Consider the following 10,976-nt stretch of genomic DNA (forward strand, 5'->3'; position numbering starts at 1 on the left):
CGCGACGCAGGGCGGTGCCGCGCTGATGGGCTCGGGTTTCGCGGCGCTGCTGTCGAACACGATGACGAAGGACGCGCTCGAAAGCTGGGGCTGGCGGCTGCCGTTTCTCGTCGGCGTGCTGATCGCGCCGGTCGGCATGTATCTGCGCCGCCGGCTCGCCGACGATGCGCCCGGCGACCGCCATCACGGCATCGAACGCGGCGTGCTGCACGAGCTGTTCTCGAAGCACACGCGCACGGTGGTGCTGCTGATGCTCACGGTGATGGGCGGCACGGTGTCGACCTACATCCTGACCTTCTACATGCCGACCTATGCGATCCACACGCTCGGCCTGCCGATGAAGCTGTCGATGTTCGTCGGCGTCGCGTCGGGCTGCGTGATGCTGGTCACGTGCCCGCTGTTCGGCTGGCTGTCGGACCGGCTCGGCAGCCGGCGCCTGCCGATCTTCATCGGCCGCGGCGTGCTGGTCGCATTGCTGTTCCCGGCGTTCTGGCTGATGAACCATCATCCGACGCTGTCGGTGATCCTGCCGCTGACCGCGCTGATGCTGCTGTTCTATTCGCTCGGTTCGGCGTCGGAAATGGCGCTGATGTGCGAGTCGCTGCCGCGCCACGTGCGTGCGACGGGCATCTCGATCGCGTATGCGCTCGCGGTGACGATCTTCGGCGGCACCGCGCAGCTGATCGCGACCTGGCTCGTGAAGACGACCGGCAGCAAGCTCGCGCCGGCCGGCTACGTGGCCGCGTGCGTGGTGCTGTCGCTGATCGCGGTGGCGATGCTGCGCGAGACGGCGCGGGATTCGATCGACTGACGCAACGCACGGCGAGGCACGTCGGGCGGCAAGCGGCAATCCGCGCTTATCGCCCGCGCACCACCCTCAGGTACGACGCGAGCATCGTCGCGAGTTCCTGCGCGGCCGGCGTCAGCGGCACGGCCGCGCGCTGCAGCAGGGAGATGTCCTGCGATTCGGCCTGTTCGCGCACGGGCACCTTCGCGAGCGCGCCGGCAAACGGCCCGTGCCGCGTCACGGCTTCGGTTTCGAGCGACAGGCAATCGGTCTGCGTGACGAGCTGCAGCGTCTCGAACATTCCTTCGACGGTGGCGAGGATCTTCGGCGGCGGCAGGCCGTGCACGTCGAAGTACGCGAGCAGCCGGTTGACGACGGGGTCCGCGCTCAGGTTCGGCGAGCGCGTCGACACCCACGCGTAGTCGGCCAGTTCGGCGAGCGATTGCGCGTGCATCGCCGGATGCCCGTTGCGGCATACGACCACCGGCGCGGAAGCACGCAGCGGCGTGACCGCGAGATCGATCGTGTCGGTCTGCTTCGAGACCAGCGCGATCGCGAAATCGACCGCGTTTTCCCGCAGCCAGCCGATCATCATCCGCGACGTGCCGGTGCGCAGATGCACGTCGACCTTGTCGAAGCGCGCGCGGAACGCGCTCAGCACCGGCGCGAACGCATCGATCAGCGGTTCGGCCACGAGGCCGAGCGTGACGGTGCCTTCGTACGCGCCGCTCAGTTGCCGGATCTCGCGCTCGACCTGCTCGCATTCGCCGAGGATCGAACCGGAGCGCGCGAGGAGCCGCTGGCCGACGGCCGTCGGCACGATCCCGCGATTGGTGCGCGTGAACAGCGTCGCGCCGAGCGTCGCCTCGAGGCTCTGCAGCTGCTGCGTGACGCCGCTCTGCGCGAGATCGAGCGCGCGCGCCGCGGCGCGCAGGCTGCCGTGCTCGACGACGGCCTGGAAGATGCGGAGCTGGGAGAGCGTGAACGCCATGGGCAAGCGCGAGGCCGGTGATCGGGAAAAGTGATCATGATAAGGCAGCGGGCGATTCCGGCGGCGGCGCGCGCGCACTACGATCGCAGGCAGTCCGGCTCGTGCCGTTTGCCCATCGTCCCGCCCTTCGTCGACCATGAAACGTACTCTCCTTCCGCTCGTTTCCTTGTGCCTTGCGTTCGCGGCCGGCGCCGCACATGCGCTCGATGCGCGCCCCGTGCGCCTCGGCATCGATCCGACCTATCCGCCGATGGATGCGAAGGCGCCCGACGGCAGCCTGAAGGGCTTCGACGTCGATCTCGGCAACGAGATCTGCCACCGCGCGCAGTTGCGCTGCCAGTGGGTCGAGCTCGAATTCTCCGGGATGATTCCCGCGCTGCAGGCACGCAAGATCGACGCGATCCTGTCGTCGATGGCGATCACCGAGAAGCGCGAGAAGCAGATCCTGTTCTCGTCGAAGCTGTTCCGTTTCAAGTCGCGGCTCGTCGCGCGGCCCGGGAGCGGCGTCGGCAACACGACCGCGTCGCTGGCCGGCAAGCGCGTCGGCGTGCAGTCGGGCACGCAGTTCGAATCGTGGGCGCTCGCGCACTGGGCGCCGGCCGGCGTCAGCGTGGTGCCGTACAAGAGCCAGGACGACGTGTTCGCCGATCTCGTCAACGGCCGCCTCGACGCGGCGCTGCTCGGCACCGTGGAAGCCGACTACGGTTTCCTGCGCACGCCGAAGGGCAAGGGCTTCGCGTTCGTCGGTGCACCGCTCGACATGGGCGATCGCGGCGTCGGCATCGGCATGCGGCAGTCCGATACGGCGCTCAAGGCGTCGATCGACGGCGCGATCGCGTCGATGCTGAAGGACGGCACGTACGACCGGATCGCGAAGCAGTATTTCGACTTCAACCCGTACGGCGACTGAGCGCCGCGCCACCTCGCCGTTTCGCCCGCTTCTTCGTTTTCATTTTGTTCGAGACCATCGATGCAGATTCGCACCACGCCGCTCCTGTCGCCGTCGATCGGCACGCAGCGCACGCTGACGAGCTTTCATTTCGGGCCGGCCGACACCGGCCGCAAGATCTACCTGCAGGCCGCGCTGCACGCGGACGAGACGCCCGCGATGCTCGCGGCGTTCGTGCTGAAGCAGCGTCTCGCGCAGCTCGATGCCGATGGCCGGCTCGCGGCCGAGATCGTGCTCGTGCCGGTCGCGAACCCGGTCGGTCTCAATCATCATCTGCTCGGGCAATTCATCGGCCGTTTCGACCTGACGAGCGGCCGCAACTTCAATCGCGGCTTCCTGCCGCTCGCGGAGATCGCCGCGCGTGCGCGCGACCGGCTCGGCGACGACGGCGAACGCAATCGAGCGATCGTGCGCGAATGTGTGGGCGCGGCGCTCGACGAGATCGCGCCGCGCACGGAATTCGACGCGCTGCAGCTGGCGCTGCTGAAGCTGTCGCACGATGCCGATGTGGTGATCGACCTGCATTGTTCGCTCGAAGCGGTGATGCACGTGTACACGAGTGACACCGCATGGCCGGAAGTCGAGCCGCTCGCGCGTTATCTCGGCTCGGAGGTGTCGCTGCTCGCCGAGGATTCGGGCGGGCACGCGTTCGACGATGCGCATCACCTGCTGTGGACGCAGTTGCGGCAGCACTTGCCGGCAGGCACGCCGATGGCGGCGGGCACAGTCGCCGTGACGGTCGAGTGCCGCGGCCAGCGCGACGTGACGTACGAATACGCGGAGCGCGATGCCGATGCGCTCGTCGACTATCTCGTGTGGCGCGGCGCGGTGCACGGCGAGCGTACGCCGCTGCCGCCGCTCGCCGCGCCGGCCACGCCACTCGCGGGCAGCGAGCAGTTCTATGCGCCGGTGAGCGGCATACTCGTGCATCGCGCCGCGATCGGCGCGACGATCCGCGCCGGCGATCCGCTGTTCGACATCGTCGATCCGCTGACGGATGCGATCACGACGATCGCGAGCGCGACCGACGGTGTGTTCTACATGCGCCGCGCCATTCGTTTCGTCACGGCCGGTGCGCCGCTCGGCCGCGTGACGGGCACGGTGCCGGTGCGCAAGGGGATGTTGCTCGGCGCATGAGCGGTGCGCTGTCCTACAGGCTCGCAGCGCAATTTCGTTCGTGTCAAATTGACCGTGTTTCCGCACATCACTAGATTGTGCGGCGCGGAGTTCGCTCCGTGTTCCGTGAGAAGAACGTTGGAACCGAGTGGAGTTGATACGGGCAGCCTTGGGCTGCCCTTTTTTTTCGGCGTTTCTACGGCAACGCACTGAGGCGAAGGTCGTGAAACAGGTCGTAGACGAGCGTGCGCAGCCACTGATGTCCTTCGTCTCGCTGGTAACGTTCATGCCAGAACTGCGCGATGTCGGCCGGCGCGGTGTCGAACGGCAATGGTACGGCGTGCACGTCCTGTAGTCGCGACAGCACGCGGGCGAGGTGGTGTGAGGCGCGGCGAGCGTGCACCGCTCGACCGCGGGACGGGCACGGTGCTGGCGCGAACGAGCATGGTGCTCGGCGTGTGAGCGGTATGGTGTCCTACAGGCGTAGCGCAATTTCGTTCGTGTCAGATAGACCGAGTCTTGCCCCATCACTAAATTGTGTTGCGCGGTCACTCTGTGTTCCGCAGAGGTGATCGCATGGGCAACAGGACGTCTTCCATGACAACCGCGAAAAGAGCTGTCGTGCCGGCCGGCTATGCCGGCGTCCATAGTGGCATTGTCGAATTGCTCGAGGCCGCGCGCCATGCGGCAGCCCGCAAAGTCAATGCGCTGATGACGGCGAGTTATTGGGAAATTGGCCACCGCATCGTGGAGGCCGAGCAGCAGGGGAGGCGGCGTGCGGGATACGGCGAGCAGTTGATCGAGCGGCTGGCGAACGATCTCACTGGACGGTTCGGTCGCGGGTTCAGTCGCCAGAACTTGCAGCAGATGCGGTCGTTCTTCTTGACCTGGCCAATTTGCCAGACAGTGTCTGGCGAATCATCCCCGGCACCGGTACACCCGAGGAGGCTCGACGAACTGGCGCAGTGCTTCACGCTGCCGTGGTCGGCCTATGTGCGGCTGCTGTCGGTCAAGGACGACCAGGCCCGCCGGTTCTACGAGTCCGAAGCCCTGCGTGGTGGATGGAGCGTGCGTCAGCTCGACAGGCAGATCGGCAGCCAGTTCTACGAACGCACGGCGCTGTCCAGGGACAAGGCCGCGATGCTGGTCAAGGGCGCGGTACGCAAGCCGGCGGACGCCGTCACACCCGACGACGCGATCAAAGACCCTTATGTGCTGGAGTTTCTGGACCTCAAGGACGAGTATTCGGAATCCGACCTTGAAGGTGCGCTGATCGAGCGGCTGGAAGATCTTCTGATCGAGCTCGGCGAGGGATTTACCTTTGTCGCGCGTCAGCGCCGGTTGCGTATCGACCAGACCTGGTATCGGGTGGACTTGCTGTTCTTCCATCGCCGGCTGCGCTGTCTTGTCATCGTCGACTTGAAGCTCGGCAGCCTGACCCATGCGGACGTGGGCCAGATGCACCTGTATTGCAACTACGCCAAGGCGCACTGGACGCTTCCCGACGAGAACCCGCCGGTGGGTCTGATCCTCTGCGCCGACAAGGGGCACGCACTCGCGCGGTATGCGCTGGAGGGTTTGCCCACCAAGGTCATGGCGGCGAACTATCGAACCATGCTGCCGGATGCCGAGTTGTTGCAACAAGAATTGGAGAACACGCGACGCATGCTGGAGTCTAGTGTCAGGCCGCTGCGACGATAGCGGCACGCTCCGATATGGCTGGCCGCGTTGGATTGGCGGAGGGCATCGATCTGCATCGAAACGGCATCTTTGCCGGCGCGATGCTGACGACGCTGCCGGGCAGCGGTGCTGCGCCGCCCCTGTCGAAGAACCGGCGGGGCGGCAACGGATTCATCGTCGCCAGGCGCGAGAGCTTGCACTCACCCCCGCCGTGCCACCAACTCCGACACCGTCTGCGCGGCCTGCTGCAGCGGCCCGAGAAACTCCTTCACCATCTGCTTCGCGGTATGCCGCTGCGCGTTGCCGCTGATGTTCATCGCCGCGATGATCTGCCCGCGCCGGTTGCGGATCGGCGCGGACAACGACATCAGGCCCACTTCGAGTTCCTGGTCGACCACGGCCCAGCCCTGCTGGCGCACCTGCGCGATCGCCGCCTTCAGTTCGCCGAGGTCGGTGATCGTGCGCGGCGTGTGCGCGCGGATGCCGCTTTGCGCGAGCGTTTCGTCGAGCGCGGCATCGTCGAGCGCGGACAGCAGCACGCGGCCCATCGACGTGCAGTACGCGGGCAGCCGGCTGCCGATCGACAGGTTGATCGTCATGATCTTGCGGGTCGGCACGCGCAGCACGTAGACGATCTCGGTGCGGTCGAGCACGGCCGCCGAGCAGCTTTCGTGGATCTGCTCGGACAACTGCTCCATCACGGGATCGGCGAGATTCCAGAACGGCATCGACGTCAGGTATGCGAAGCCGAGCTCGAGGATCTTCGGCGTGAGCCGGAACAGCCGGCCGTCGGCTTCGACGTAGCCGAGCGTCTGCAGCGTAAGCAGGATCCGGCGCGCGCCCGCGCGCGTGAGCCCGGTGGCCGAGGCGACCTCGGTGAGCGTCTGCTCCGGACGGGCCGCGTCGAACGCGCGGATTACCGCGAGGCCGCGCGCGAACGACTGGACATAGGAGTCGCCGGGTTTCGTCTGAGTGTCTTCGGTTGTCATGAGCGCCAGGAATATCGTGCAGCCGAGAAGATAGCGCATGGGGCCTGACACGCCAACCGCCCGGTGGACCGGGCGCTTGACAGGTCGTCCCCGCACTCCCTATGATGCGTTGAACGTTCGATACACGATCTTATGTTCGTATATAGAACATTTAAGCGCATCCCGGCGGGCAATGCAAGGGGGGCGCCCTGTTCATTCCCCAGCCTGTCCTGGGACCGGAGACACTGATGACCGAAGCTTTTCTGTGTGATGCGATCCGTACGCCGATCGGGCGTTACGGCGGTGCACTGTCTGGCGTGCGCGCCGACGATCTGGGTGCGGTGCCGCTCAAGGCGCTCGTCGAGCGCAACCGCGACGTCGACTGGACGGCGATCGACGATGTGATCTACGGCTGCGCGAACCAGGCCGGCGAGGACAACCGCAACGTCGCGCGCATGTCGGCGCTGCTCGCAGGGTTGCCGCAGGGCGTGCCGGGTTCGACGATCAACCGCCTGTGCGGTTCCGGGATGGATGCGGTGGGCGTGGCTGCCCGTGCGATCAAGTCCGGCGAGGCCGCGCTGATGATCGCGGGCGGCGTCGAGAGCATGACGCGCGCGCCGTTCGTGATGGGCAAGGCCGCGAGCGCGTTCGCGCGCCAGGCCGACATCTACGATACGACGATCGGCTGGCGCTTCGTCAATCCGCTGATGAAACAGCTGCACGGCGTCGATTCGATGCCCGAGACGGCCGAGAACGTCGCGGTCGACTACAACATCAGCCGCGCCGACCAGGATCTGTTTGCGCTGCGCAGCCAGCAGAAGGCCGCGCGTGCGCAGCAGGACGGCACGCTCGCCGAGGAAATCGTCGCGGTCACGATTCCGCAGAAGAAGGGCGATCCGGTGGTCGTGTCGCGCGACGAGCATCCGCGCGAGACGTCGCTCGAAACGCTGGCCAAGCTGAAGGGCGTCGTGCGCCCGGACGGCTCGGTGACGGCCGGCAACGCGTCGGGCGTCAACGATGGCGCCGCCGCGCTGCTGCTCGCGAACGAAGCAACCGCGAAGCGCTTCGGCCTGACGCCGCGCGCACGCGTGCTGGGCATCGCAACGGCCGGCGTCGCACCGCGCGTGATGGGCATCGGCCCCGCGCCGGCCACGCAGAAGCTGCTCGCCCGACTCGGGATGACGATCGACCAGTTCGACGTGATCGAGCTGAACGAGGCGTTCGCGTCGCAAGGTCTCGCGGTGCTGCGCATGCTCGGCGTGGCCGACGACGATCCGCGCGTGAACCCGAACGGCGGCGCGATCGCACTGGGCCATCCGCTCGGCGCATCGGGTGCGCGTCTCGTGACGACCGCGATGTACCAGCTGCATCGCACGAATGGCCGCTTTGCGCTGTGCACGATGTGCATCGGCGTCGGCCAGGGCATCGCGATCGCAATCGAACGCGTCTGACCTGAGTCTTGCGGCAAGGCGGCAGATCACGCGCCGCTTTGCTGCTTCATGGTGTTCGAAACGATGCGCGGCACGAGGATTCTCGTGCCGCGCATTGTCGTTAACCGGCCTGCGACAACTGCTCGAGGCGCGCCTCGAGCGCGTCGATCTCGGTGTCCGCGAACACTTCGATGCCGTGCTCGCGCAGCAGCGCCGCCGTGACACCGGCGCCCGCGTGCCGCCGGTTCTCGAAGCTCCCGTCATAAATGAACGTGCTGCCGCACGACGGACTGCCGTCGGCGAGGATCGCGAAACGGCAATCGTGCGTGCGCGCGAGGGCCAGCGCGGTTTGCGCGCCGGACACGAACGGCGCCGTCACGTCCGTGCCGTTCACGTCGACGATGCGCGCATCGCCCGACAGCACCCGCTGCCCCGAATCGCCGCCGGCGATTTCGGCGGGCGGGCGCGGCACGCTGAAGCCGCCGGCCAGCTCGGGGCAGACGGGCACGAGGCGCCCTTCGCGCTGCCACCGTTCGAGCGCCTCGTGCGCGGCGGTCTTGGCCGAGCCGTTGTAACGGACCGGATGACCGACCACGCACATGCTGACGAGGATCTTCGGCATGGCTGGCGGCTGCGCTTCGTTCTGCAATTTCGCTCTCCGTGATGCCGCGATGGCCGATGGTTGATGGCTGACGGCGGCTATGGCAAAGCGGGAAATTCTACGCTTCACCCGCGTGCCGGTGCGTCAGGCCGCCGGGCTTTCCAGATGAATGTCCTCGGGCTCAAGCGCGTACAGCACCGGGTCGGGCGATGCGCTGACCGTGAAGCCGAGCCGCAGGTAGAAGTCGATCGTGCGCTGCGATGGCGTCGCGGATACATACAGGCGCGCGGCGCCCATCGCGCGCGCCTGCTCACGGGCCGCGCGGTAGAGCTGCTCGCCGAGCCCGCAGCCGCGCCAGTCGCGGCTCACGTGCAGGAATTTCAGCTGCAGCATGTCGCGGTGCGGGCCGAGCGGCTGGCTGTCGACGACGACCGCCGCGACGAGCCGTGCGCCGTCGAACATGCCGACGCACCAGCCGCCGCGATCGTGACAGTCGAGCAGGATCGGCGTGTAATGGTCGGCTTCGCCATCGGGCCAGCCACGGACGTCGTAGAACTCGGGCACGAGATGCAGCGCGCCGTCGCGCAGCACATACAGGTGCTCGATGATCTCGCGCCGGTCGATGGTCCACACGAGCGGCACCTCGTCACGTGCGAGCGGGCGTGGGCAAAGCGCGTCGCGTTCGGCGGCGGTGCGGCGCGTCATGCGGCCACCCGGTGCGCGGCGATCGCATACATCAGCGGCAGGCGCGGCATGTGATCGGGCGGCACCATCCGGCGGCCGTCCAGCTCACGCATGCCGTCGAAGCCCTTCCAGCCGTTCGCATACGGATATTCGGTCAGGCGGTCGATCGCGAGCCCGGCCGATACGAGCGCGTTCACGACTTCGCCGATGCCCCACATGAACTCGTAGCTCGGATGCGGGTTCGCGAAACCGACGATGCCCGGATGGTCGTGCTGTGCGCCGAGCCCCGTGCCGGATGCGGCGACGTAATCGCCGACGCCCGCCAGCTCCTCGGTCGCGTCGGTCTTGAAATAGTCGTAGCGCGGCGCCCAGTGTTCGTCGAAATACAGCGCGAACGGATGGAACTCGACCATCGCGAAACGGCCGCCCGGCGCGAGCAGCGCGGCGATCCCGCGCGCCCATGCGTTCAGGTCGGACAACCAGCAGATCGCGCCGTACGACGTGAACACGCGATCGAAGCGCTCGCCGCGCGCGGCAGCCTCGGGCATCCAGTCGAGCACGTCGGCGCGCTCGAAACGCGCGGGCAGGCCCGCGTCGGCCGACAGTTGCCGTGCGAAGGCGATCGCTTCGTCGGCAATGTCGATGCCCGTCGCATCCGCGCCGGCGCGCGCAAGGCTCAGCGTGTCCTGCCCCGCGTTGCACTGCAGGTGCAGGAGCCGCAGCCCGGTGACGTCGCCGAGCAATTCGCGCTCTTCGGGAAAAAGCGTCGAGCCGCCTTCGCGGAAAAACGCGGCCTGATCGCCTTTATGGCTGTTATGCGCGACTGTCGCCGTATTCCAGGACAGCCGATTCAGTTCGTGCCATGCCTTTTTCATTGAATTCGAATGCCGGGTGAATGGAGCGGGATGGATGAAATTGTTTCGCCGAGTGCAACGGCAGACGGCATTGCAATGCCGCTTGGCGTGTTTCGGCTGCTTGGCGTGACAGGTAGATGAACGTGCACGGCGATTATTGCCGAATGATTTGATCGAAATCATGGCGGCGGCTGAATTGAATATTTTATGCGAGAAAAGGGTAAGGTTTTTCCCGAATGTGCCGACAGCAAGATGAAGACCGTCGTAAAGCGATAAACCGTTTTTCGGCTACTGAGCGTGATTTCAGCGCGGCGCGGACGACAGATCCGCCTTTCGGAGCCTTGCATGCGCAATAACCAGCCCGTTACCCAACAGGAATTCGATTTTCCCGACGACGTCACGCTGATGTCGACGACCGATGCAGACAGCATCATCACCTATGCCAACACGACGTTCGCGCAGGTGAGCGGCTTCACGAACGAGGAACTCGTCGGTCAGCCGCACAACGCGGTGCGCCACCCGGACATGCCGCGCGAAGCGTTTGCCGACATGTGGGCGACGCTCAGGCGCGGCGAGCCGTGGACCGCGCTCGTGAAGAATCGCCGCAAGAACGGCGACCACTACTGGGTGCGTGCGAACGCGATTCCGGTCATGCGCAACGGCACGCCGCAGGGCTACATGTCGGTGCGCACGAAGGCGCCGCACGACGAGACCGCCGCCGCCGACGCGCTTTACAAGGCGTTTCGCGAAGGCAAGGCCGGCCAGCGCCGGTTCCACAAGGGGCTGGTGATCCGCACGGGGCTGCTGCGCATCGCGTCGCTGTCGCAGACGATGTCGGTGCGCGCGCGCGTGCATTCGGCGCTGTGCGTGCTCGCGCCGGCGGTCATCGGCGCGGGCTGGGCATGCGGGCTGGCCG

At 66.7% G+C, this 10,976-nt stretch carries 12 protein-coding genes; 6 read left to right on the forward strand and 6 right to left on the reverse strand.

The window, feature by feature from the left end:
• Nucleotides 1–811 (forward strand): MFS transporter (locus JYJ84_RS18170; protein WP_205189344.1); only part of this gene is annotated, 811 nt, incomplete at its 5' end.
• A 46-nt stretch (nucleotides 812–857) separates the two neighbouring features.
• Here the strand turns inward: JYJ84_RS18170 and JYJ84_RS18175 are convergent.
• A complete protein-coding gene (locus tag JYJ84_RS18175) occupies nucleotides 858–1,778 on the reverse strand; it encodes a LysR family transcriptional regulator (protein ID WP_175222502.1) in 921 nt (306 codons plus the stop codon).
• Between the two features lie 136 nt (nucleotides 1,779–1,914).
• On the opposite strand from JYJ84_RS18175, the gene JYJ84_RS18180 reads away from it, so the two are divergent.
• Complete coding sequence (locus tag JYJ84_RS18180; protein WP_175222503.1) at nucleotides 1,915–2,688, forward strand: transporter substrate-binding domain-containing protein; 774 nt, start codon at nucleotides 1,915–1,917, stop codon at nucleotides 2,686–2,688.
• Nucleotides 2,689–2,748: 60 nt separating this feature from the next.
• Complete coding sequence (locus JYJ84_RS18185; protein ID WP_175222504.1) at nucleotides 2,749–3,864, forward strand: succinylglutamate desuccinylase/aspartoacylase family protein; 1,116 nt, start codon at nucleotides 2,749–2,751, stop codon at nucleotides 3,862–3,864.
• A gap of 175 nt (nucleotides 3,865–4,039) precedes the next feature.
• Here the strand turns inward: JYJ84_RS18185 and JYJ84_RS18190 are convergent, their stop codons facing one another.
• Nucleotides 4,040–4,210 carry a hypothetical protein gene (locus tag JYJ84_RS18190; protein ID WP_240201872.1) on the reverse strand — a complete coding sequence of 57 codons (171 nt, stop codon included), beginning with the start codon at nucleotides 4,208–4,210 and terminating at the stop codon, nucleotides 4,040–4,042.
• A 230-nt stretch (nucleotides 4,211–4,440) separates the two neighbouring features.
• Between JYJ84_RS18190 and JYJ84_RS18195 the strand changes: the two genes are divergently transcribed.
• Entirely contained in the window at nucleotides 4,441–5,544 is a 1,104-nt protein-coding gene (locus JYJ84_RS18195; RefSeq protein ID WP_175222505.1) for a YhcG family protein, read from the forward strand.
• Between the two features lie 179 nt (nucleotides 5,545–5,723).
• On the opposite strand, the gene JYJ84_RS18200 is transcribed toward JYJ84_RS18195, so the two are convergent.
• Nucleotides 5,724–6,512 carry an IclR family transcriptional regulator gene (locus JYJ84_RS18200; protein WP_122948127.1) on the reverse strand — a complete coding sequence of 263 codons (789 nt, stop codon included), beginning with the start codon at nucleotides 6,510–6,512 and terminating at the stop codon, nucleotides 5,724–5,726.
• Nucleotides 6,513–6,739: 227 nt separating this feature from the next.
• Between JYJ84_RS18200 and pcaF the strand changes: the two genes are divergently transcribed.
• A complete protein-coding gene (gene pcaF / locus JYJ84_RS18205) occupies nucleotides 6,740–7,942 on the forward strand; it encodes a 3-oxoadipyl-CoA thiolase (RefSeq protein WP_174958100.1) in 1,203 nt (400 codons plus the stop codon).
• Between the two features lie 100 nt (nucleotides 7,943–8,042).
• Here pcaF and JYJ84_RS18210 read toward each other — a convergent pair whose 3' ends face one another.
• The 3 genes from JYJ84_RS18210 to JYJ84_RS18220 all read right to left on the reverse strand — a co-directional run bounded on the left by JYJ84_RS18210 (nucleotide 8,043) and on the right by JYJ84_RS18220 (nucleotide 10,081).
• A complete protein-coding gene (locus JYJ84_RS18210; protein WP_374102112.1) occupies nucleotides 8,043–8,543 on the reverse strand; it encodes a DUF523 domain-containing protein in 501 nt (166 codons plus the stop codon).
• A gap of 123 nt (nucleotides 8,544–8,666) precedes the next feature.
• Nucleotides 8,667–9,227 (reverse strand): GNAT family N-acetyltransferase, encoded by a 561-nt coding sequence (locus JYJ84_RS18215; RefSeq protein WP_175222507.1) that lies wholly within the window; start codon nucleotides 9,225–9,227, stop codon nucleotides 8,667–8,669.
• Nucleotides 9,224–10,081, reverse strand: a complete 858-nt coding sequence (locus tag JYJ84_RS18220) for a bifunctional 2-polyprenyl-6-hydroxyphenol methylase/3-demethylubiquinol 3-O-methyltransferase UbiG (RefSeq protein WP_175222508.1) — start codon at nucleotides 10,079–10,081, stop codon at nucleotides 9,224–9,226. Before JYJ84_RS18220 ends, JYJ84_RS18215 begins: the two co-directional genes overlap by 4 nt.
• A gap of 324 nt (nucleotides 10,082–10,405) precedes the next feature.
• Here JYJ84_RS18220 and JYJ84_RS18225 point away from each other — a divergent pair.
• A partial coding sequence (locus JYJ84_RS18225; RefSeq protein ID WP_205189347.1) for a PAS domain-containing protein occupies nucleotides 10,406–10,976 on the forward strand: 571 nt, incomplete at its 3' end.

The organism is Burkholderia sp. LMG 13014 (assembly GCF_905232215.1).
Lineage (GTDB): Bacteria > Pseudomonadota > Gammaproteobacteria > Burkholderiales > Burkholderiaceae > Burkholderia.

What these genes read in the sequence shown, in the direction of transcription:
- JYJ84_RS18175 (WP_175222502.1), bottom strand. Translation starts at nt 1,778, where the DNA reads ATGGCGTTCACGCTCTCCCAGCTCCGCATCTTCCAGGCCGTCGTCGAG.
- JYJ84_RS18210 (WP_374102112.1), bottom strand. Translation starts at nt 8,543, where the DNA reads ATGCCGAAGATCCTCGTCAGCATGTGCGTGGTCGGTCATCCGGTCCGT.
- JYJ84_RS18195 (WP_175222505.1), top strand. Translation starts at nt 4,441, where the DNA reads ATGACAACCGCGAAAAGAGCTGTCGTGCCGGCCGGCTATGCCGGCGTC.
- pcaF (WP_174958100.1), top strand. Translation starts at nt 6,740, where the DNA reads ATGACCGAAGCTTTTCTGTGTGATGCGATCCGTACGCCGATCGGGCGT.
- JYJ84_RS18185 (WP_175222504.1), top strand. Translation starts at nt 2,749, where the DNA reads ATGCAGATTCGCACCACGCCGCTCCTGTCGCCGTCGATCGGCACGCAG.
- JYJ84_RS18200 (WP_122948127.1), bottom strand. Translation starts at nt 6,512, where the DNA reads ATGACAACCGAAGACACTCAGACGAAACCCGGCGACTCCTATGTCCAG.
- JYJ84_RS18220 (WP_175222508.1), bottom strand. Translation starts at nt 10,081, where the DNA reads ATGAAAAAGGCATGGCACGAACTGAATCGGCTGTCCTGGAATACGGCG.
- JYJ84_RS18215 (WP_175222507.1), bottom strand. Translation starts at nt 9,227, where the DNA reads ATGACGCGCCGCACCGCCGCCGAACGCGACGCGCTTTGCCCACGCCCG.
- JYJ84_RS18180 (WP_175222503.1), top strand. Translation starts at nt 1,915, where the DNA reads ATGAAACGTACTCTCCTTCCGCTCGTTTCCTTGTGCCTTGCGTTCGCG.